At 67.9% G+C, this 20292-nt stretch carries 22 protein-coding genes and 3 pseudogenes; 18 read left to right on the plus strand and 7 right to left on the minus strand.

Annotated features, from left to right (window positions below):
* Positions 1-374: 374 nt before the first annotated feature.
* On the minus strand, positions 375-1412 hold the full coding sequence (locus ABT245_RS29040; protein WP_351738859.1) for a GNAT family N-acetyltransferase: 1038 nt from the start codon (positions 1410-1412) through the stop codon (positions 375-377).
* Positions 1413-1707: 295 nt separating this feature from the next.
* Here ABT245_RS29040 and ABT245_RS29045 point away from each other — a divergent pair.
* Positions 1708-2536 (plus strand): annotated as a pseudogene (locus tag ABT245_RS29045) (IS5 family transposase); the annotation flags it as partial.
* On the opposite strand, the gene ABT245_RS29050 reads toward ABT245_RS29045, so the two are convergent.
* Positions 2533-3048 (minus strand): DinB family protein, encoded by a 516-nt coding sequence (locus tag ABT245_RS29050; protein WP_351738862.1) that lies wholly within the window; start codon positions 3046-3048, stop codon positions 2533-2535. The pseudogene ABT245_RS29045 and the gene ABT245_RS29050 overlap by 4 nt on opposite strands.
* 671 nt (positions 3049-3719) lie before the next feature.
* Entirely contained in the window at positions 3720-4304 is a 585-nt protein-coding gene (locus ABT245_RS46210) for a DUF6368 family protein (protein ID WP_502982217.1), read from the minus strand.
* A 183-nt stretch (positions 4305-4487) separates the two neighbouring features.
* On the opposite strand from ABT245_RS46210, the gene ABT245_RS29060 reads away from it, so the two are divergent.
* From ABT245_RS29060 to ABT245_RS29085, 6 genes are all read left to right on the plus strand, one after another.
* Entirely contained in the window at positions 4488-5306 is an 819-nt protein-coding gene (locus ABT245_RS29060) for a hypothetical protein (RefSeq protein ID WP_351738867.1), read from the plus strand.
* 191 nt (positions 5307-5497) lie between these two features.
* Positions 5498-6760, plus strand: coding sequence for a ParA family protein (locus tag ABT245_RS29065; protein ID WP_351738870.1), 1263 nt, complete (start codon positions 5498-5500; stop codon positions 6758-6760).
* Positions 6757-7971 (plus strand): ParB/RepB/Spo0J family partition protein, encoded by a 1215-nt coding sequence (locus tag ABT245_RS29070; RefSeq protein ID WP_351738872.1) that lies wholly within the window; start codon positions 6757-6759, stop codon positions 7969-7971. Before ABT245_RS29065 ends, ABT245_RS29070 begins: the two co-directional genes overlap by 4 nt.
* 274 nt (positions 7972-8245) lie before the next feature.
* Complete coding sequence (locus ABT245_RS29075) at positions 8246-8923, plus strand: DUF1963 domain-containing protein (RefSeq protein WP_351738875.1); 678 nt, start codon at positions 8246-8248, stop codon at positions 8921-8923.
* 298 nt (positions 8924-9221) lie between these two features.
* Positions 9222-9392, plus strand: a complete 171-nt coding sequence (locus tag ABT245_RS29080; protein ID WP_351738877.1) for a hypothetical protein — start codon at positions 9222-9224, stop codon at positions 9390-9392.
* Between the two features lie 15 nt (positions 9393-9407).
* Positions 9408-9608 (plus strand): hypothetical protein, encoded by a 201-nt coding sequence (locus tag ABT245_RS29085; RefSeq protein WP_351738880.1) that lies wholly within the window; start codon positions 9408-9410, stop codon positions 9606-9608.
* A gap of 1074 nt (positions 9609-10682) precedes the next feature.
* On the opposite strand, the pseudogene ABT245_RS29090 reads toward ABT245_RS29085, so the two are convergent.
* A pseudogene (locus ABT245_RS29090) lies at positions 10683-11096 on the minus strand (zinc-binding dehydrogenase); the annotation flags it as partial.
* On the opposite strand from ABT245_RS29090, the pseudogene ABT245_RS29095 reads away from it, so the two are divergent.
* The 3 genes and pseudogenes from ABT245_RS29095 to ABT245_RS29105 all read left to right on the plus strand — a co-directional run.
* A pseudogene (locus ABT245_RS29095) lies at positions 11086-11718 on the plus strand (GlxA family transcriptional regulator); the annotation flags it as partial. The pseudogenes ABT245_RS29090 and ABT245_RS29095 sit on opposite strands and share 11 nt — an antisense overlap.
* Before the next feature lie 149 nt (positions 11719-11867).
* Positions 11868-11987 (plus strand): DUF6192 family protein, encoded by a 120-nt coding sequence (locus ABT245_RS29100; protein ID WP_351738882.1) that lies wholly within the window; start codon positions 11868-11870, stop codon positions 11985-11987.
* Between the two features lie 468 nt (positions 11988-12455).
* Positions 12456-13592 carry a methyltransferase gene (locus ABT245_RS29105; RefSeq protein WP_351738885.1) on the plus strand — a complete coding sequence of 379 codons (1137 nt, stop codon included), beginning with the start codon at positions 12456-12458 and terminating at the stop codon, positions 13590-13592.
* Between the two features lie 588 nt (positions 13593-14180).
* Here ABT245_RS29105 and ABT245_RS29110 read toward each other — a convergent pair.
* A complete protein-coding gene (locus ABT245_RS29110; RefSeq protein ID WP_351738888.1) occupies positions 14181-14639 on the minus strand; it encodes a cytidine deaminase family protein in 459 nt (152 codons plus the stop codon).
* Positions 14640-14876: 237 nt separating this feature from the next.
* Here ABT245_RS29110 and ABT245_RS29115 point away from each other — a divergent pair, with 237 nt between their 5' ends.
* From ABT245_RS29115 to ABT245_RS29140, 6 genes are all read left to right on the plus strand, one after another.
* Complete coding sequence (locus ABT245_RS29115) at positions 14877-15434, plus strand: DUF3291 domain-containing protein (RefSeq protein WP_351738890.1); 558 nt, start codon at positions 14877-14879, stop codon at positions 15432-15434.
* 46 nt (positions 15435-15480) lie between these two features.
* Complete coding sequence (locus tag ABT245_RS29120) at positions 15481-15639, plus strand: hypothetical protein (RefSeq protein WP_351738892.1); 159 nt, start codon at positions 15481-15483, stop codon at positions 15637-15639.
* Positions 15640-15855: 216 nt separating this feature from the next.
* The gene (locus ABT245_RS29125) at positions 15856-16494 is read left to right on the plus strand and encodes a nucleotidyltransferase domain-containing protein (protein ID WP_351738895.1); all 639 of its coding nucleotides are present in this window, start codon (positions 15856-15858) and stop codon (positions 16492-16494) included.
* A 111-nt stretch (positions 16495-16605) separates the two neighbouring features.
* Positions 16606-17766, plus strand: a complete 1161-nt coding sequence (gene amcB, locus ABT245_RS29130; protein ID WP_351738897.1) for a cyclophane-forming radical SAM peptide maturase AmcB — start codon at positions 16606-16608, stop codon at positions 17764-17766.
* On the plus strand, positions 17744-17908 hold the full coding sequence (locus ABT245_RS29135) for a hypothetical protein (protein WP_351738900.1): 165 nt from the start codon (positions 17744-17746) through the stop codon (positions 17906-17908). Before amcB ends, ABT245_RS29135 begins: the two co-directional genes overlap by 23 nt.
* A 219-nt stretch (positions 17909-18127) precedes the next feature.
* Positions 18128-18427: a hypothetical protein gene (locus tag ABT245_RS29140; protein ID WP_351739045.1), complete on the plus strand. Its 300-nt coding sequence runs from the start codon at positions 18128-18130 to the stop codon at positions 18425-18427.
* On the opposite strand, the gene ABT245_RS29145 is transcribed toward ABT245_RS29140, so the two are convergent.
* Positions 18378-18680 carry a helix-turn-helix domain-containing protein gene (locus tag ABT245_RS29145; protein ID WP_351738903.1) on the minus strand — a complete coding sequence of 101 codons (303 nt, stop codon included), beginning with the start codon at positions 18678-18680 and terminating at the stop codon, positions 18378-18380. The two genes, ABT245_RS29140 and ABT245_RS29145, sit on opposite strands and share 50 nt — an antisense overlap.
* Before the next feature lie 66 nt (positions 18681-18746).
* Between ABT245_RS29145 and map the strand changes: the two genes are divergently transcribed.
* Entirely contained in the window at positions 18747-19529 is a 783-nt protein-coding gene (map, locus tag ABT245_RS29150) for a type I methionyl aminopeptidase (protein ID WP_351738906.1), read from the plus strand.
* 231 nt (positions 19530-19760) lie between these two features.
* Positions 19761-20081, plus strand: a complete 321-nt coding sequence (locus ABT245_RS29155) for an undecaprenyl diphosphate synthase family protein (RefSeq protein WP_351738908.1) — start codon at positions 19761-19763, stop codon at positions 20079-20081.
* Here ABT245_RS29155 and ABT245_RS29160 read toward each other — a convergent pair.
* The gene (locus ABT245_RS29160) at positions 20044-20217 is read right to left on the minus strand and encodes a hypothetical protein (protein WP_351738911.1); all 174 of its coding nucleotides are present in this window, start codon (positions 20215-20217) and stop codon (positions 20044-20046) included. The two genes, ABT245_RS29155 and ABT245_RS29160, sit on opposite strands and share 38 nt — an antisense overlap.
* Between the last annotated feature and the right edge of the window lie 75 nt (positions 20218-20292).

Consider the following 20292-nt stretch of genomic DNA (forward strand, 5'->3'; position numbering starts at 1 on the left):
CTCTGACCTGGTCTTTTACCCTCCCCCTGGGCAGCGACTGAACAGTCGCTGAGTCGCTGAGCTTCAGTCGCTGTGCCCCCGGGAGCCCCCGAAGGCCAGCGACTCAAGCGACTGAAGCGACCGACCATGGAACAAGCGCCCCCCTTCCCCCGGCGGGCTTACGCGAACTCCCCCGCCTGGCCCCGCTCCAAGCCCGCGGCCGCCTTCCCGGACCGCACCCCCATGCCGCCGCGCCCGCAGGCGTCTTTGTCCTTGGCTTGGTCTGAGCGAACGGTCCCGTCCCCGGGAAGCAGGCAGACGGGCTTCCGCTCCCCGGGCCCGGAATGACTTCGCAAGCGGAACGGATCCGCTCGGGTGTCGCCGTAAGGGCGTTGTCAGAAAGGCAAGCCCTGTAGGCTCACGTCAATGGTGGGCTGGGGCAGTTCGGTCAGGTCGTACGTCATGGTGGACAGTGGACAGAGTTGGGTGCCCGCGGGCTGCAGGACGGTGACCGGCACCGCCGGCTGGCACCATCCGAGCCGTGTGTAGAGCGGGACCTGTTCGGGGCGGCAGAGCAGCATCACCGTTTCGGCCCCGGCCGCCCGTGCGTGTTCGACCGCGACGCTGATCATAGTTCTGGCGATACCCCGGCCCCTATGGGCAGGGTGCACCAGTACGTTGCTGAGCCCCGCAACACGGCGCGGTGCCCCGTCGAATGTCATCTCCCGCAGCAACCACCCCAGAGAAGCCACCAGTTTGCCGTTGGAGGCGGCTGTGAGGGCGTGCTCCATGTCCGCCCGGACCAGACAGAATCCGTTGACTTGGAAGGGGACGGGCAGACCGTCGCGGAGTGCGGCATTGTCCTCCTGGCTGCCAGGACCGGGTGTATAGCGCAGTTGGAGATCTGCAGCACCGGCATCGCTGTCGTCCCCCGCGTGCCCCGCCTCGGCCGTGCCGCCCGCGGGGCCAAATCGATAGCGCAGACAGTGCAGGCCGCTGGACTGGACGGTCCCGGCCGCCTCAGCACCCAGACGACGCAGCAATGAGATCGAGGCCGTATTACCGGGCAGGACGAACGCGAAGACGACCGGGAGCGCGAGTCGATGAAACGCCCACTCCAAGCAGGCACGGCCTGCCTCCCCTGCGATGCCGCGGCCCTGAGCCTGTGGATGCAAGGCGAAGCCGAGGTCGACCCCGTACCGGGCGTGGTTGCGCAGTCCCACGCGCCCGAGGAAGACATGGGTTGCCGCGTCCCTGACCGCGAAATCACCGTAGCCGTGCCTGGCCCAGTGTGCGACGTGAGCGTCGCACATGGCCTCGGCCGCCGACCGGCTGTCCGCCCGGCCGGTCGCCAGCCACCGCATCACGCTGTCCTGACTGACCACGGCCTCAAACAGATCGTCACTGTCCTCGCGACGGATCGGCTCCAGCATCAGCCTCTGCGTACGCAGAACAGGTCCATATAACCAAGCCACTCGCAACTCCCCTCAGCCAACGCGGGAGGAGTCCCCCCGGGTCTGGTCGTAGAGTCTGAACTGTGTTGCGCGACTTGTAGAACATTTTGATCGGCTATGCCATGGCAGTTCGTCCATGGGGCGATGAGCTTGGTCATCTCTCGCACGGTGGTTCGTCCGCTGAGTGGTTGTGCGTCTGCCGAGACTGGTCGGTGTCTTGTTGCCGAGGGGTGGCTGCGGTGGTAGGGGCTGGCCCTAGTGAACTGCCGTTCAGCGTGGCGGTCGTTGGGAGAGTCATCGCCGGGTGGTCAACGGGATTCTGTTCCGGCGACGCACCGGGGGGCCGTGGCGGGATCTGCCTGTGCGTTTCGGCCGGTGGAAGACCGTGTGCGAGCGGCATCGGCGCTGGTCAGCGGATGGCGCATGGGACAGGCTCTTCGCGGCTGTCCTCGCTGATGCTGATGCGGAAGGCCGCATTGACCGGTCCGTGGTGAGCGTGGCCTCCACCTCCTGCCGGGCCCACCAGCACGCTGCGGGAGCAAGTAGGAAGCCCTCGCGGTTCCCGGGGAAAGGCGCGCGTCCCGGCAGTACCGACCCGATGAGGGCCTGGGACGCTCACGGAGTGGCCTGACCTGCAAAATTCACCTTGCTGGGGAGGGTGGACGCCGCCCACTGGCCTTGCTGATCACCCCGGGTCAGTGGGGCGACGCCCCATAGCTCATCCCGGTCATGGAGCGTGTCCGCGTCGCCCGCTGAGATGGTGGGCGAAGCGGACACGGCCTGGCCATCTCAGCGGAGACAAGGCTTACTCGTCCCGTCGTAACCGCCGCTACCTGCGGCGACGCCAGATCAAGCACACGATCCCCGAACCGAAGAACCAGCGGGCCGACCGACAACACAGAGGCAGCAGGGGCGGACAGCTCGCCGGCTTCGACAAAACGATCTACAAGCGCAGGAACGAGGTGGAGCGGACGATCAATGCCCTCAAGAGCTTCCGGGCTGTGGCGACGAGGTTCGACAAACGCGCCTGCGTTTTCTACGGCACCGTCACCGTTGCCCCGATCCGACTCTGGCTCCGGTCGCGACCCGCTGAAGAGACCTAGTAGTAGCCCTTCGACCCGTCGAGCAGCTCTCTCACGATGTCCGCGTGCCCTGCGTGCCGTCCGGTCTCTTCGACGAGATGGATGAGCATCCAGCGGAGGTTGGCTTTGCCTGCGCGGTAGTCGGGGTGGCGGCCGACGTCGTCCAGGGATGCCTCGGCCACGATCTCGTTGCTTCGGACGCACTGGGCCTCGTACTCCGCGAGCAGCTGCTTCAGCGAGATGCCGTCGGTACGCCAGTCCGCGTCCTCGCCCGTCCCGGCCAAGGACGGGTTCTGCTCCTTGTCGCCGCCCAGGAACACCACCTCCAGCCAGGTGTGCTCGACCCACCGCATATGGCTGATGAGCCCGGCCATCGTCATCGTCGGCGAGGTCGGGATGACGGAGCGGTGCGCGTCAGCCTCGCTCAGGCCCTCGCATTTCCATCTCAAGATCTGCCGTTGCAGATCCAGCCAGCCGATGAGCGCAGTGCGTTCGTCGGCCTGCAAAGGGGGACGCTCAAGTGAAGGTGACATGCCTGCACGTTAGGGCGCTTGGTCTCCGGATGCCGCCTGATTTTCGATTCAAGATCCGCCGGACAGGCTCTAGGTCGTCACCGCTGAGGAAGGGCGGTGCCATGGATGCTGACTCCTGGACCAGGGCCGCGATCGAGGAGCATTGGCGGGGCTCGGAACGTGGGAGCACCGAAGCCGAGCACGCCCTGTACGTCGCGGACGCGATCCTGGACTATCCGTAGTCAGGTGAGCGGTTTCGGGGCCGAGCGGCGATCTCGGCGCGACGGGGTGGGCGCCCGGCCGAGCGGCACTTCACCGTCCAGCGGATCACCGTCCGGCGGATCATCGGCCATGCGCATCTGTGGGTGAGCGAATACCTCATCACCTACGACGGTGTGCCTTCGTACTCGGTGAGCATCATGGAATTCGCTGACCAGCCTGTCACTTTGTTGAAGTGCCAAGAGCTCCTCCTCACCGCCTTCCCACGCGAGACCTGGCGGTAGATCTGGTCGAGGAAGGGGAGAGCACGCCACCACTCCCCCACCTTGGACGGACCGGTCCAGCCAGGGAACTACTCAGCAGCGCCAAGCATTTCTGGCGCTTTGCCTCCGGGTCCGGGCCCAGATGCCGACTCCGGCGGCCCGCCCGGTATGTGGTGCTGGTGTCGCGGAGTGCTCTGGGGGCTGCCCGGCCTAGGTCGGGCAGCCCCTGGGGTCAATCGGTAAGCCGGGAAGGTCGGAGACGACCGGCACCTGTCCGTTCAGCAGCTTGGCTTTGGCCACTCCCCCGATGACATCCATGACAGCAGCGGTCAGCAAGGTCCTGGCGATGTGGTCGATGTCGCGATTGCAGCCGGCGCTGACATTGACGGCATGGGTCGGCCTGAAGCCGGGGATGGCCTCCACCTCGGGCTCGTCCGCGTGCTCAGCCTTGAAGAGGCTGTCGTCGCCCGCACTCGACCCCATCAAGCAGACATGGAAGGGCCGACGCCAGTCCTCGCACTGCGGATTGAAATCCCCCAAGGTCGTGAGCGTCTCGTCTGCGGGGGCGTTGCCGAGGAGTGGAAGTGGGAACGGCTTTCGCCAGTCCGCCTCTTGCCTGTCCTCAGTGCCCAGGCGCTCCGCGGGTACGTTGATGTCGAAGAACCGTGCCGCTTCTTGCCGAAGTGGGAGGGGAACCCCACCGTCAACGCGTGGAACTCCCGCAGCGCAGCCGGGGAAAGCGGTCCGCCAGATCCAGCCGGTCCGAGTATCGACGTGGGATGGGTGCTGGATCATCGCGCGTGGTGCCGTCCCGTCGTAGGTCGGGGGCCGGGGCCGGGCCCGCCGGGTGATTACGGCGTAATCACCCGGCGGGGCGGTCTATGAGCAGGTAGGTTCCTGGGGGCGCGTAGCTCTTGGGACAGAGCGTTGGGCGATTCACAGAATGTGAATCATGGTTTTCCGGGCACACTGTTCCGCATGGCTCGTCGTGCCCGTAAGTCCCCCTCCCCCACAACGCCGCTGGTCAAGCAGCCGCTGCGCATCGGCACGCTGGACGCGGTGGGCGTCGTCGGTGAGCTGCGTCAGCTTCATGAGGACGCGGAGGATCCCAGCGTTGAGCGTATGCCGGCGGACGACGAGGTCTATGGCGCCCTGCTGTATGCCGAGAAGCATGCCGGGGCGCTGCGCAGGCTGCCGCCCGAGCGGCAGAAGGCGGCTGCGCTGAAGCGCGTTGTGCTCTGGGAGTATCTGCGCGAGCGCGCCGAGGTTCACCAGGCCCGAGCCGTGGCGGATGCGCGCGGTACGGGTGCCGAGTGGGCGGAGCTGGCTCCCGTACTTGCTGTGAAGGCGTCGAGCGCCGCTTATAACAAGGCCAAGCGACTACGGGCGGCGGCCCTTGCCGATGAGGCGCCGCGCGATGCCGAGCCTCTACGTCGCACCCCCGAGGCCGTCATCGCGGCCGAGAACCGGATCGCCCGTCACAAGCAGGCCGAGCAACGGGCCCAGGAGGCGGTCAGGCGGCGCCACCATATTTTGGTTCCGGTGGCGCAGCGGCTTCTGGACCATCGTGACGGGCTGGTCCCGGACGAAGATGCCGAGTACTGGCTCGATGAGATGGCCGAGGTGCTGCCCAGTTGCACCACCGCAACTCAGATGACGAGCCTCAGCCGTTATCTGAGTGCCGCGGTCCGCGCGTTGAGCAGACGAGAGCAGCGCACGACTCTGCCGGTCGCAACCACTGATGAGGCACGCATTGCGCTCGCCGCCGCTGTGGCCTTGGTGATGGAGCAGACGTGATGGCCGGTCAGCTGCGGGTGGCCGACGCAGCCATGCGACAGGCGTGCTGCACGCGGACGGAGTAATGGCCGAGGTGATTACGTCGTAATCGCTCCGTCGTTACCTTGGTGGAGCGACTCGTCGGCCATGGGCTATCCATAGCTAACGTGTCGGTCCCCCTAAGGATCATCGACGTTAGTATGGTGTCTAACATGAGCTCACCAGCAACCAGCGACCGGGAAAAGGTCGTCAGCAAGCTGCCCGGATGGCTCCGTCAGAATCTGAAGATCAGAGCCGCCCAGCACGGCGTCGAGATTCAGGCTGCGGTCGAACAGGGCATCAGGGATTGGTGCAACCTGGCCTCCGCCCCCACGGCCGTCGACACCTCCGGCGCCGACTCCTTCTCCACCTTCCTGCCCCCGGGGCAGTGGGAGGACTTCCGGCAGATCACCACCGACCGACGGGTGTCCCTGATCCAGGGGCTCGCCCAGTCCGTACAGCTGTGGCTCGACACCAACCCGGCGCCCGATGTCTCCCGCCCCGAGATCACGCGCCGCATCGTCGTGTGCAACCAAAAGGGCGGGGTCGGCAAGACGGCCATCACCGCCGGGCTCGGTGAAGCGCTCGCCGAGGATCCCAATTCGCTCCATCCCGTACGAGTCGCCAAGGCCCTGACCCAGGCACTGCGGCAGAGCGACACACACGCCGACCAGTCGGCGCAGGACGATAACCCGCTCGACATCGAGAACCTGCCGGGCCCCGGCCAGCGTGTGCTCCTCGTCGACTTCGACCCGCAGTGCCACCTCACCAACCAACTGGGCGCCACTCCCCTGCCCATGGATGGCGACAGCCTCACCAATCACATGGCCGGCGACTCCAAGGGCGATCTTCGGGACCTCATCCTCTCGATCGATGAGGAGACATTCAACGGCAGACTCCACCTTCTCCCGGCCTGTCACGACGCCTTCCTTCTCGATGTACGTCTCTCAGCGGTGCGTGCGCGTGAAGCCGGACTTGAGCGGGCCCTCGCGCCCCTCGAAGCTGATTACGACGTAATCATCGTCGACTGCCCGCCCAGCCTCGGCCTCAGCATGGACGCGGCGGCCTACTACGGTCGCCGACGCGAGGGCGAACGCCCCGGCAATTCGGGGGCACTGATCGTCGTCCAGGCCGAGGACAGCTCCGCGGATGCCTACGACCTGCTCACCACACAGATCGATGACCTGCGTGGTGACCTTCAGGTCGACATCGACTATCTCGGCATCGTCGTCAACCTCTATGACTCCCGCCGCGGTTACATCGCGACCTCGTCCCTTCAGGGATGGGTGGACATAAAGGATCCCCGGGTCGTCGGGCTCATCGGCGACCTCAAGGAACAGAAGGAAGCCGTCCGAGTGAAACAGCCCCTGCTGTCGTACGCTCCCAAATCGCAGCAGTCGATCGGCATGCGCGCCCTGGCCAGGGAGGTGCTGTGAGCAAGGCCGACCAGCTGGGTGCCGGCCGATTCGGTGGGGGAGTGCGCTCCGTCAGCGCGCGTCGCCAGGCCGTGGCCGCGGCCACCGGTGTCCCCACCGAAGGCGTTGCCCCGCCGACGGAACTGCCTCCGAACCGCATCAGCCTCAACCCGGACAACCCGCGTTCCGCGCTCGGAGATCTCACCGATCTCGCGGGCAGCCTAAAGACTCATGGTCAGAAGCAGGCCATCACGATCATGAACCGTGATGCCTATGTGAAGGCCAACCCGGACCGGGAAGCCGACATCGAGCCGGACGCCGCGTATGTCGTCATCGATGGCAGCAGCCGGCTCGCCGCCGCCCGTGAGGCCGGTCTTGCCGCGGTCAAGGTGATGGTCAGCGATGAGCAGGGCGCCACCTCCGAGGAACTTCTCGAATCCGCCCTCGTCGCCAATATCCATCGGCAGGACCTCGAAGAGCTGGACGAGGCCCGTGCCCTGCAACGACTGCTGGCCATCCACGGCAGTCAGCGCGCGCTGGCCAAACGGCTGCATCGCTCGCAGGGGTGGGTGTCGCAGCGGCTGTCCCTGCTGAATCTCACCCCCGAGCTTCAGGCGCGGATCCGCGAGGAATCCATTGAGTTGCTGCGTGCGGTCGGGAACCGGCCGCACGCGGAGCAGGCTGCGGCTCTGGAGGAGCTCAAGGCCGAACGAGCGCGCAAGGAGGCGGAGAAGGCGGCCCCCAAGGCGCAGGCTGTCGCCGCGCCGGTGGTGCCGGAGGCTCCCTTGGCTGCCGCCGAGCCCGAGCCGCCGAGCCAGCCGAGTGATTACGTCGTAATCACCCAGGAGCCTCCAGCGGCGCCAGTGGATGCCGCACCGGTCGATGTTCCGCCGGTCGATGTCGCGCCGGTGGCTTCCGCGCCGGACGATGTCGCACCGGTCGATGCCGCCTCGCGTCCGAAGCAGGAAGCGGCTCCCCGGATGGACACGGTGCCCCAGACGGACACGGTGCCCCGGACGGACACGGTTCCAGAGCCGCGCGGTGACGCCCAGCCCGTCTCCGCACGGCGTCCCGCGGCCAGCCCGCCCAAACTGCCCTACGACGACGGCACCTTCATCGCCATGCATCTCATCAAGAGGATGGGGGACACCGAGTTCGACAAGATGCTGCACATCCTCAACGAACACCAACGTAAAAGGGACGCCGAGGCCGACGGCACCGTCAGAAGGTGAAGGCTCGGGGGAGTGCCCGACCGAGCCACCCGATCCCACCCCCGCCGCAAGGGACACCGAGGCCCGCGGCGGGGGAGCGGAGTAACAACTCACGCGAATAGGCGCGAATCGGGTGATCGTTCAGGTTTTGCCGCGGGCCGGAAACCGTTACTCCTCATAATCGTGTGAGCGGTCGGATTGGTCGCCGCTGCTGTGGGCTCGGGGCGCGGTGTGCCCGGTCTGTCACGATGGCGAGGCGCCCCCGTCTCCCAGGCTGTGACGACAAGGAGTGCTCATGGTTCCGACGTTGAGGATCGAGACGTTCGTGCCCGCCAATGTGCCGATCACCACCCCGGTCACCAAGTTCGGGGGCCAGCCGGTGTGGCTTTCCGAGCCGCAGTGGCCGGTCAACGACGCATGGGATGAGCCAATGCGTTTCATCTGCCAGATCGAGCTCGGGGCGGTGCTCGGTGACGCGGGGCGAGGCAAGCTGGCGTATGTCTTCGTGACTCACGCGGAGCACGGCGACGAGACGTTCTTCGACCCCGATGTCATTTTTCCCGACGAGGGCGCGAACGCGGTCATCGTGCAGCCGGGTGGTGTCTACGGCGGTTCAACGCTCCCGATGGCCACCGGGCCCACCCTGTACCACATCGAGGATGGGTCCGACGCCGAGTACACCGTCCGGCTCCAGCCGGACAAGGACCCCGACTTCCGTCCTCAGCATGACCGCGGGAGGCAGCCGCCCGACGATCACGATCAATACTGGGAGCAGATCAGCGGCGACAAGATCGGCGGAACGCCCGCGTTCTTCCAAGGCGATGACTGGCCTCACGAGGGCCCCTGGAAGCTGATGTTGCAGATGGACCCGAACTTCCAGCCGTTCTACCTCAATCTCGGCGCTGCGCCTACAGCGTTCGCGTTCGTCTCGCCGGACGCCAAGCAGGGACGGTTGCTCATACAAGACTCCTGACCGAGGTCAGGCAGCCGCCATGGGCCGTATGGGCGTACCTGGGAGCGTTCGCCACCGGCCGATGGGCTCCACACCCCGAAGGGTGTGGTCAGTAGGTACCGCGGTCGTCCGGCCCGTCGTCGCAGTGGCCGATGGTCAGGTGCCACGTCTCGTGGGCCCGGCTCGCCACCAGCGGACGCCACGCCACCCAGCGATCGAAGCTACCGAAGCGACTGAAGCGACTGTCATTCGGACAGAGCCAGCCGGGTTGGGCCACGTCAAGGCTCGGTGTCAGTGCCATGTGGCACTGTCGGGGCCCATGATGACCATCGTCAATATGCTGTCGGCGAGCGCGCTCGTCCTGGCGGGTGTGGGTGTACTCGCGCTCGGACTCTTATCCAGCGTGACAGGAGCAGTAGTCGCCGGCCTGATCATCGGCGTCGGTAACGGGATCTTCTCCGCGCATATCGCGCCGCTGGTTCTCGCATAAGCGCCCGAAACCCACTTGTCCCGCATCCAGGCGGTGCTGGTGCTGGTGCAGAGCCTGGCCTTGCTGTTCATGAACAGCGTGCTCGGCACGCTCGTCGACCTCAAGGGCGCCACAGCCGTCGTCGTCACCTCCGCCGTCATGCTCGTCGGTGTCGGGTTGTCGGGTCTGGCCTCCGGCCCGCTCCGCAACGATCGGACGGGACTGGGACCCCGCTGATCTCGACCACCACCGGAAACCGGGGACGTCCCCGCCGGTGAGCATGACCGCGAGCGGGTTCCGCGGTGGCCGACGGACGCATGCTGGATCACGTAGCCGCCAGGGCGGGGGAGTGGGGGGAGTGGGGGAGCGCTTTCTCCGTCGGGGGCCCTCTTCTTCCCAGGATCAGTCCCACGGGGGCGACTGGCCTGCGGACTTGGCCGCAAGCGGCGGCGGTGTTGCCCTCCCCGTAATCGTCAGCCATGCACTCCAGGCAAAACAGCGGACTCCGCCTTCTGCGCATAAGTGGTAGCGGAGGGTAATGGCTCCGTAAGTCGGGCTTATTCCAGATGAGTTGCCCAGGACTGCATCAGCGCCAACGCCGTCAACGCGACGTCGATGGCCGTGGCCGCCGAACTCGCGGACCACTGGGGCATCGAGGCCGCCGTCATCCTCAACGGCGTCGCCTACGACTGTTTCACCACCACCACCGACCGGGCGGCGTAGGCGAGTTGGGGCTCCCGCCTGGGCCGCTACCTCCTCACCGTCGGCGGCATCGACCCCCGCAAGGGCTCGATGGACCTGAGGCGTACGCCCTACTGTGCGCCGAACACCCCGATATACGGCTGGTCATCGTCGGCGGCGAGGCACTTTCGACTACCGCGACTACCGAGCCGCTGGAAGCGGCGGCGGCCCAACTCGGCGAGGGGCCGGTCCTGTTGGGGAGGTACCCGACGACGATTCGCCACCCCTGGTGGCAGCGGCCGGCACGTTCGCGTTCCCCTCCCTGAAGGAAGGCTTCGGACTGGCCGCATGGAGGCACTTGTGGTCGGCGTGCCCCTGGTCGTCCGTGAACTCCCGGTGTCCCGCGAGGTGTTCGGCCCGGCGGCCCGCTTCGCCACGACACCCGGGGACCTGGCCCGCGAACTGGCCGCGGCGCTCACGGACGACGACCAGGGCCGCCGGACGGCCGGCCGGGAACTCGCCGCCACCGCACCTGGACGGAGACAACCCAACGCCATATGGCCCTGTATCGCACCCTTTATCGCAGGAGATCGAGGACCGGGACGGCTTCCTCCTGGCCGCGCGGCTGTCTCAGCGCACGGTGATGACCAGCTTGCCCGTGGTGCGGCCTGTCTCGCCCAGGACGTGGGCCCGGGCGCCCTCGGCGAGGGGGAAGGTGCCGGAGACGTGGGCGCGGAGCCTGCCCCGGTCGACCAGCTCGGCGATGGCGCGCATCCCGGCCCGGTCGTGCTCGACGAGCAGGCCGACGGCGCGGACCTGTGCCTTCTTTGCCGCGGCGGGAGTGTCCTCGGCCTGTGGCATCAGGGAAATCAGCACGCCGCCGGGGCGGAGCACGCCCACGGAACGGGTGGCGGTCTCCCCGCCGAGAGTGTCGAGGACGACGTCGTAGCGCTCCTCGGTGTCGGTGAAGTCCTCGGAGCGGTGGTCGATGCAGACCTCCGCGCCCAGCTCGCGCAGGAAGGCGTGCTTGGGGGCGCTCGCCGACCACTTCCGGGAGCTGTTCCCCCAGGTCGAGCTGGACGCCGGCGTGCTCTTCGTCGACCACGGTGATGTGCTGACCTCCGCGGGAGCGGCGAGCGGTGTCGACGTCTGCCTGCACCTGGTGCGCCAGGACCACGGCAGCGAGGTGGCCAACCAGGTCGCCCGCTGCTGTGTCGTGCCGCCGTACCGGGACGGCGGGCAGGCGCAGTACATCGAGCGGCCGCTGCCGCCCGCGAGCGGAACCGGCACCGGGCCGACCCGCGACTGGGCGCTGCGACGGCTGGAACTGCCGCTGTCACTGGACGAGTTGGCCGCGCACGCGGCGATGAGCACCCGTACCTTCGCCCGGCGCTTCCGGGAGGAGACCGGGATGAGCCCCGGCCGCTGGCTGACCCAGCAGCGGCTGCGGCGGGCGCGGCACCTGCTGGAGTCCAGCGATCTGCCGGTGGAACGGGTCGCCCACGAGGTCGGCTTCGCCACCGCCACCTCACTGCGGCGGCACCTGGCGGCGGAGGCGGGCGTCGCCCCGTCGGCGTACCGGCGCACCTTCCGTGCCTCGGGCCCGGCCGCGGGCGAGGCCGAGGAAGCACCGGCCTCGCCCGCGCCACAGCCTGCGGGCTGCTGAAGCTGCTTCAGAACCGGTGATCCGTGACGTTCCGTGGGACCGGTGGATCGGCCGGTGGAGTCGGACGCACTGTGCCGCAACAGCGTCCGGGTCGGGCCACGTTGGCATGGAGCCTGGTGATGTTGGTGTGTCGGGTGGAGCCGGGGGAGGTGCACCCGATTCTGGCGTCCGTGCCGGACCGGTTCGAGCTGATCCTTGACCCGCCGCCGAGCGAGCGCACCGGCCGGCGCCGGTGGAGTGCGGAGGTCGCCAAGAAAGTAGTGGGCTGAAGACCGACGACGTACCGGTCACTGCGGAAGCGGCGCACCGCGGCGCTTCATGGGCTGGGATCCCCCTCGGCGCCGACGGCTCCGTGCTGGTGCCGCTTTCTGGCGGCCCCGTCGTGGACGGCCTTGATGAGGGCGTCGGACGGCGTGCGCCCTCGGCCTCGGCGAGCGCTTCGACGTCGTCACGCAGTGGCTTGGGCGGGCGGAAGCCCATGACCTTGGTCTGGCCGGTGGCAAGCGTGTTTTGGCAGCGGGGCACGACGTGTGCGACTCTGCTGCCTCTCACCTGAAGGGACCTACCTGATGCTTGGCATGGTCGTGTGGGACGTCCGCTCTCGCGCTTCGACGCGAGGGCGGTAGCGGCCACCTGCCTCAACGCATACGTCTGTCCGGTGGACAGACGTCGGTTCCGTCTGCTCCTCGTCGAAGTGCTTCTCGTGTCCCTGCACGTTCGACCACGAGGAGTACGTGGTGTCCACGATCCATTGGACAGAAGGCCCGACCCACCAGTCCGCCCGCTGGCATTCCGAGAACGGCGCTTCCCCTCCGCAACGCGTCATCGTCGCCGACGACCGGATGAGGGCCAACGACGCCTACCGCCAAGCATGTGAAGGAACGGCCCTGCTCTGGCGAGGTGACTTCCACAACGCCCGGCACCTACTGCAGGCGATGGGCCGCCGCATCGACCGCAAACCCCCCAGGAGCGCAACCTCCACCAGCAAGTCCTTCCACCTGCACCGACGCGCCAGCCGCCACCGCGCCCATATCCTCGGCAAGCTCCTGGTGCTGCTGGACGGCGACTACACGCTGGCCTTGCGCCGGGCTCCCGACGTCCGCCAGGCGTGTCGGGAGGCCTATGGCCCGCCCGACGGACCCATGGCACTCTCCCTCAGGGAGCTGCTGGGAGTGATCGGTGCGCACCAGTGGCGCGTCAACGGGGTCGATGTGCCGGCACTGGGTACCCGCATTCACCCCCATTACGGTGTGTTCGCCCCCGTCCGAGGTGAGTATGTCGACCTGGTCGCCCACACACCGCTGCCGCCGGCGACCCGAGACTTCCTCGCCACCAGCACCGCGTTCGATCTTGGTACGGGGACCGGCGTCCTGGCTGCCGTCCTGGCCCGCCGAGGCATCCGTCGCATCGTGGCCACCGACAGCAGCCCCCGCGCGCTGGCATGCGCCATGGAAAACGTCCGTCGGCTCGCACTGACCCACCACATCGACGTGACGGGCCCCTGTCTGTTCCCCGAAGGCCGCGCCGACCTCATCGTGTGCAACCCGCCGTGGCTCCCCGCCCGTCCGACCAGCCTCATTGAGCAAGGCGTCTACGACACGGGCAGCACCATGCTCCACGGCTTCCTAGCTGGGCTGTCCGCCCACCTCCGACCAGGCGGCGAGGGCTGGCTCATCCTGTCGGACCTGGCAGAACACCTTGGCCTCAGGACACGCCGGCAACTGCTCGACGCGATCCACACGGCGCACCTCCGGGTCGCGGACAAGATCGATACAAAGCCCCGGCACCCCCGGTCCAAGGACACCACCGACCCACTCCACGCCGCACGAAGTGCCGAGACCACGTCCCTGTGGCGTCTGATCACAACCGCATGACCGACACACCGGTTGTGTGACAGCACCTCCTCCCAAGTTCCCCAGCGGCGCCTCCCGTGGGCCACAGCGCAGCCCACGGGAGGCGCCGTGGCCAGGGCGGGGGATGAAAACACCCACTCAGCCCGAAGTTCCGGTGAGTACGGTCACCACGGGATCGGCGGCCACAACGCCGCACGCCTGGCTCTTGCCGTGAATCTGCCCGGCATCCGTCCTCGGGGACCTCACCGGCATCAGTGTCGACAACGCCGTCCGATGTGGGTCTCCCGTCTCGAACAGCCGGCCTGACTCGGGCAGGACGAAGTCCCTCAGATCCCTTCCGGGACGCTGCTCATCAAGCACGTCGGCAAGCACAGCAGATGCCCCACCTGAGCTGCGAAGACTCATAAGTCAGTCCGGTCGACAGGCCTCGAATGCCACGACGGAACGCCCGCCGACCCCAGCAGCTATGCCGCTGGAATTCCCGAGTTCACGGTCGCTGGCAGGCAGCCTGCTTGAGCAGCCAGCTATGTGCCGCCCCCAGGACATCGTCCCGGCTGCGTGCCACTGGGCGTGGGTCCTTGACGATCTCAAGGTCGACGCAGCCGCAGGTCAGTCCAGTGGGTCGGGCCATTCACTGGCGGGCAACAGGTCGCGGAGTCTTGTCGTTCTGTTGCGGCCCAGGACCACTTCGGTATCGAGGTTCGCCGGGTCGATCTGGCGCATGAACTCCCGGCACCGGCCGCACGGCGGGAGGACGTGCAAGACGCCCTCGTCGTTGCGCCATACCGCGACCACCTTCGCGATCCGGTACTCGCGGGCAGTGACCATGGCGGCGATGGCTGCGTGCTCCGCGCAGAACCCGGTGCCCGATCCGGTGTCGATACACACGCCCGAGTACGGGTTGCCGGCATCGGTGATCAACGTGGAACCTACGTTGCCGAACAGCCGGTCACCCACCTTGTGCGGATTCAGCACGGCCTGAGCGGCAGCGATCAGTTCATCGTTCGACATAGTGATCACGTGGCCGAAGGTACCAACCCGCCTACCCCAAGGCCACTGGATTCCCACGGCAAGTCGAGAACCTGACTACGGCGACACCTCCCGCGGACCCTCGAGGACATGTCCCGCAGCAGCCCACGAGGTTGAAGAACAAGCTGAGTGCCTGTTTTCGATCCCCGGTTTTGAGTAGCTTTGGGCCCTGGGCTGGCTGGGTGTCCGAGGGCGCCGGGGAACGGGTGTGCGGGGGGCTGAGGTGAGCGGCTACGGCCCTGCGGCACGCCACCGTGGTGCGCGGCGACGAGACGCATGCCCCATCTTGCGCTGTACACATTCGGCGTCCTGAAGTCACCTCTCGCCGATCCCGCACCTCTCACGCGCGAGTTCTACGACAGTGGTGAAGCCGTCTACCGGAAGATCAGTCAGCACCCCGGGTACCTGGCGCGTGCTGAAGCGGCAGACGGTGATCGGGGCATGCTCTTCGAGGCGGACTGGGGTGCATGGGGAGAGTTCGCCGTACCGGCTTGGTACGGCAAGGGCCGCACAGCGGAAACCACCGCCCTGGCCGCGACCCTCTCACTCTGGACCGACCTGCGCCCCGCCTTCGACGCCGTCTACACCGGTCTGCACCGTGCGGCGCTGAACAGGCGTTACGACTGGTTCGAGAGGACAGGGCACCCGAATTACGTGATCTGGTGGGTCTCCGACGGCGTGATACCCACCTGGCAGGACGGGGTTTCCAGGCTGGAACACTTCCACGACCACGGCTCCGCGCCGCACGCCTTCACCTTCCACCACTCATTCGCCCCGGACGAAACTCCGACCAGGATCAAAGACATCGGGCCGAAGAGCGACCAGGTTCGCTGACAAGGAAGCCTGAACGACCGGGTTCGCTGTCCAACACCTCGATTGAATGAGTTGCTTCCTTCGTTCGCGTCCCGCCCGCAAGGAAGGGTCCGTCCAGTACTTCCCGCTCAAGCGTCAGCCGGGCCACGCCGCGCTGCACGCTCTGCTGGACGCCGTCGCACCCGGCGGCACGCTGCTCTCACCACACACGCCCTCGCGGAACTGACCCCCCGTCAGTAACAGGTGACTTCGAACCCGCCGACTCCCACCAGCCCGACGCCATCGCCCAACTCTTCGACCCCACTTGGAACATACTGGTCAAAGGGACCCGTTCCCGCGCCGACCCGGACCCCTGCCGGCACCCACCACACCCGCGACAGCGCTCTGCGAGTACGACGCCTGCGGTGACACCCGGGCCGGGGCGCGGCAGTACGTTGTGCCGATGACCGAACACCTGCCGCCCGGCGGCGCTGTGCTGGACGCGAACGAACTGGACGCCCGATGGGCGGACGCCTGGCGGCCGGAACAGGTCGCGGAGCGGCTGGGCGGGGTCGGTGCGTCCTGGTGCATCGCGGCGGGGTGGGCGCTGGATCTGTTCCGCGGCGGGCCCTCACGGCCGCACGGCGACCTGGAGATCGCCGTGCCCACAGCGGGTTTCCAGGAGATCCGGGACCGCTTCCCCGAGTACGTGTTCGACGCGGTGGGCTCGGGACGGGTCTGGCCGGGGGCGGGAGCCGAGGCGCTGGCGGCCACGCACCAGACCTGGCTACGGGATCCGGCGAGCGGTCAGTTCCTGTTCGACGTCTTCCGCGAGCCGCATGAGGGCGCAACGTGGATCTGCCGACGCGACGAGAAGCTGCGGCTGCCCTACGACGCGATCACCGAGCGGACGGCGGACGGAATCCCGTACCTGGTACCGGAGTTGGTACTGCTCTTCAAAGCCAAAGCGCCACGGCCCAAGGACCAGGCGGACTTCGACGGGGTGTTGCCGCTGCTGGGCCGGGCACGGCGAGCCCTCCTCGGCCACTGGCTGGAGCGGGTGCATCCCGGGCATCCGTGGCTCGCGGAGCTGGCGCGGTAGGTGCGTCGTGACATTCGGTACGGAGCGTGTTGTGCGGGTGTGATCGCTCGAAGGAGTGGTTCGACGAAGGATCGGACTTGGGTGTGGCGGCGTGGACCCTAGGCTCAAGGCGTGTGCACTGCTCAGGCCAGGTCCGCTGACGAGAAGCCCGTCCGAACGGGCGCCGCACAGCTGGCCGAGGTGCCCTCGGTGATGCTGATGCAGCCGACGACGCTGTGCAATCTCGACTGCACCTACTGCTATCTGCCGGACCGGAAGGTGTCCCGGCGGATGAGTACCGAGGTCGCGCAGGCGGTTGCGGCAGGCGTCCGGGAATGGTCCAGGCGGCGCCCGGTGGCCGTCGTATGGCACGGCGGCGAACCACTCGCGGTGGGCCCGGCCTACTTCCGGACTCTCACGGAGCCCTTCGGGACGGGGACGGGTGAGGCGCATCCGGTGGTGCACGCCGTGCAGACCAATGCCACGCTCATCGACGAGGCGTGGTGCGAGGTGTTCGCTACCCTTCCCGTCCGTGTCACCGTGAGCCTCGACGGCCCGGGCGAAGCGAACGCCTCACGCGTGGACTGGGCGGGCGGGCCGAGCACCCAGCGGGCGATGAGCGGCATCGCCATGCTGCGGCAGGCCGGCATCGGTTTCGGCATGATCGCGGTGGTGGCCGATGTGTCCCCGGGAGCCGCCACCGACCTCTACCGATTCGCCTGCGAGCTGGGCTGCGACGACCTCGGGGTGAACCTTGCCGAGAAGAAGGGCGTGTACACGGGCGGACAGGACCCCGAGCACTCGGTCGTGGCGTTCTGGGAGGAACTCGCGGCCTGCTGGCAGGCCGATCCACGGATCCAGGTCAGAGAGCTGGACCACGCTTACACCTACATCCGCGAGGAACTGTCCGGTACGGCGGCACATCGCGCCGACCGCCCCGTCATGCCGCTGCCCATGGTGACCTGGGACGGCGACTTCCTTCCGCTCGGTGCCGAACTGGCGGGCTTCCGCTCGGCCCGACACGGCCCTTTCACCGCGGGAAACGTCCTCGACACCCCCCTGACCGTGCTGGCCGCCCGGGCCGCGGAAGTGCCCTGGGTCGCCGAGGCCCTGGCGGGCGTGACCAACTGCCGTGAGCAGTGCGAGTACTTCGCCTACTGCCGCGGTGGCCAGGTGGCCAACAAGTACTTCGAGACCGGCCGTCTGGACAGCACCGAAACCGACTACTGCCGAACCAGCAAGATCAGTCTCATGGAAGGAATCCTCCGCAATGCCGAACGTACACATCTCTGAAAAGTCCGCACCGGCCACGAGCCCGCTCACCCGACGGATCACCGCCTGCCGCGACCAGCTCGCCCGGTCGACCGCGCAGGCCGGTGAACTCCACGACACGGCCAGCATCTTCGGCTGGGCCTATCTGCGGCCGCGAGCCTGACCCCGGCCGGATCGCTCCACCTGGCGCCACACCTGCGGCACGGAACCGAGCAGCGACACACACCGCGGTGTCGCACGGCGTCCGCCGCCCCAGCGGCCAGGTCGGCTGACATCGGCGGCGTGCCGCGGTCGCGGTCGCACAACGCGGCACGTCTGCGCTTCCTGGACCCGGGCGCGGTACGTCAGCGGGGAGGCGATCGCTGCTGAGACCGTCGCCCGACTGCGCCCGTCGGCCGGGCGCCGGCCCGACCACATCGGCCTGGCAACGCCGGCCGGAGAGTTGGCCATCCGCAGCGAGCCGTTCCGGCATCGGGCGGCGACCGGCGACGTAGGGGATCGGCGCCGACTCGGAGACCAGGCGTGTTTCGCTCTTCATGAGGAGGCCCGGCCCCGCGGACCGGCTCGCTCACGGCCGCGGTGGACCGGGCCGTCGGCCTGGCGGAGTCCTGACAGGCGTATGGGACGGAGGCTTACGCGGTCAGCCGCTCAGGTCGGGTGTGAGCAGAGGCGGCCGGTGTGACGTCATGTTCGGGTCGGCTGATCTCGGCCCACACCGCATCGAGGGAGAGGCCGAGGACATCGGCGATCGCCGCGATGGTCGGGAAGGCGGGGGTGGCCACGCGGCCCGACTCGATCTTCCGGAGGGTCTCCGGTGAGACATGTGCGTCGAGCGCGATGTCGAGCATCGAGCGTTCTCCCCTGGCCCGGCGTAGGAGGGCGCCGAGGCGCTGTCCGCGTGCGACCTCTGCGGGGGTGAGTGGCAGTCTGACCATGACTCCCATTCTAGTGCCGGTATAGTATGGCCGGTATAGTTATTGGTCCCATGAGAAGGGCGCCGCATGATCGAGATCCTGAACCCCACCCTGCTGGCCCGAGCAAAAGACACAGGCGCCCTGGTCGCTGACATCCTGCAGACGCTGAAGAGCCGTAGCACGGTCGGTACGAACCTCCTGGACATCGACCGGTGGGCCAAGACCATGATCGTCGAGGCGGGAGCGCAGTCCTGCTACGTCGACTACGCGCCCTCCTTCGGACGCGGCCCGTTCGGCCACTACATCTGCACGGCCGTCAACGACGCCGTACTCCATGGACGGCCGTACGCCTACACGCTCGCCGACGGCGATCTGCTCACCCTTGACCTCGCCGTCTCCAGAGGCGGGGTCGCCGCAGACGCCGCCATCAGCTTCATCGTGGGCGACGCAGAGCCCCCGGAGAGCGTCGCGATGATCAGTACAACGGAACGCGCACTGGCCGCAGGGATCGCCGCCGCCGGGCCCGGGGCTCGCATCGGCGACATCTCCCATGCCATCGGCACGGTGCTCAGCGAGGCGGGATACCCGATCAACACCGAGTTCGGAGGTCATGGCATCGGGTCAACGATGCATCAGGACCCGCATGTTGCGAACGCCGGGCGGCCCGGCCGTGGATACAAACTGCGCCCCGGGCTGCTGCTGGCACTGGAGCCGTGGGTCATGGCGGACACCGCCAAACTCGTCACCGACGCCGACGGGTGGACGCTCCGAAGCGCGACGGGCTGCCGGACGGCACACAGTGAGCACACGATCGCCATCACCGACGACGGAGCCGAAATCCTCACCTTGCCGAAGCAAGCACACCCGTGAGATCGGCGCCGCCGCATCCCGCTTTCAGGCGCGCGCAGGAGGAGTTGGCCGCCGGATCACGCTGGTGGAGAGCATGACCTGCAACAGCGACGCACTCACGCTCTCTGTCCGTGTGGACTACGGCGGGCGGGAGGAACTGACCGCCGCCGCACGCGCGTTGGCTGCCGAGGCCGTGACGGCACCATCCGCCCCGAGGACATCACCCCTGCCGACCTCGCCCGGCATCTGTATGTGCCGGAACTGCCCGATGCCGATCTGCTGATCCGCACCTCCGGCGAGCAGCGGATCAGCAACTCCCTGCCCTGGCATCTCGCCTACGCGGAACTGGTCTGCGATTCCGCCCCGTGGCCGGACTGCGAACTGGCCCGGCTGAGGGGCGCCGTCACCGTCTACGTGGCGCGCGAGCGCCGCTTCGGCGGTGGCAGCGGACTGCCCTCCCAGACCGGCCGTACAGAGCCGGTCCGGGGGGCTGAGCGGTCCGGACCGGCGATCCCTCATCGCGTCCGTTCGCCCGTCATGCCTTCGGCGGGGTGTACACGCCCTCGGCGGTGATGTACGCCGTCACCGTGTCGGAGGAGATCCGCACGGTGCCGTCCGCTGTGCGGACCTGAACCCCGCCGTCCAGCCGGCCGCCGCCCTGGGCCTTCGGCAGGTTCGCCGACGACGGATCGCCCTGTCCGGACCGCACCGGGAACCGGATCCCCCCGCGCGTCGGCTTCGGCCAGACGCTTCAGCCCGCGAGGGTGTCGGCAGCTTCCCCGAC

The sequence above is a fragment of the Streptomyces sp. NPDC001508 genome (assembly GCF_040298665.1).
Taxonomy (GTDB): Bacteria; Actinomycetota; Actinomycetes; order Streptomycetales; family Streptomycetaceae; genus Streptomyces.

Coding starts and splice junctions, on each gene's coding strand:
- ABT245_RS29040 (WP_351738859.1), bottom strand. CDS start 1,412: ATGCTGGAGCCGATCCGTCGCGAGGACAGTGACGATCTGTTTGAGGCC.
- ABT245_RS29050 (WP_351738862.1), bottom strand. CDS start 3,048: ATGTCACCTTCACTTGAGCGTCCCCCTTTGCAGGCCGACGAACGCACT.
- ABT245_RS46210 (WP_502982217.1), bottom strand. CDS start 4,304: ATGATCCAGCACCCATCCCACGTCGATACTCGGACCGGCTGGATCTGG.
- ABT245_RS29060 (WP_351738867.1), top strand. CDS start 4,488: ATGGCTCGTCGTGCCCGTAAGTCCCCCTCCCCCACAACGCCGCTGGTC.
- ABT245_RS29065 (WP_351738870.1), top strand. CDS start 5,498: ATGAGCTCACCAGCAACCAGCGACCGGGAAAAGGTCGTCAGCAAGCTG.
- ABT245_RS29075 (WP_351738875.1), top strand. CDS start 8,246: ATGGTTCCGACGTTGAGGATCGAGACGTTCGTGCCCGCCAATGTGCCG.
- ABT245_RS29080 (WP_351738877.1), top strand. CDS start 9,222: ATGATGACCATCGTCAATATGCTGTCGGCGAGCGCGCTCGTCCTGGCG.
- ABT245_RS29115 (WP_351738890.1), top strand. CDS start 14,877: ATGCCCCATCTTGCGCTGTACACATTCGGCGTCCTGAAGTCACCTCTC.
- ABT245_RS29120 (WP_351738892.1), top strand. CDS start 15,481: ATGAGTTGCTTCCTTCGTTCGCGTCCCGCCCGCAAGGAAGGGTCCGTC.
- ABT245_RS29125 (WP_351738895.1), top strand. CDS start 15,856: ATGACCGAACACCTGCCGCCCGGCGGCGCTGTGCTGGACGCGAACGAA.
- ABT245_RS29135 (WP_351738900.1), top strand. CDS start 17,744: ATGCCGAACGTACACATCTCTGAAAAGTCCGCACCGGCCACGAGCCCG.
- ABT245_RS29145 (WP_351738903.1), bottom strand. CDS start 18,680: ATGGTCAGACTGCCACTCACCCCCGCAGAGGTCGCACGCGGACAGCGC.
- map (WP_351738906.1), top strand. CDS start 18,747: ATGATCGAGATCCTGAACCCCACCCTGCTGGCCCGAGCAAAAGACACA.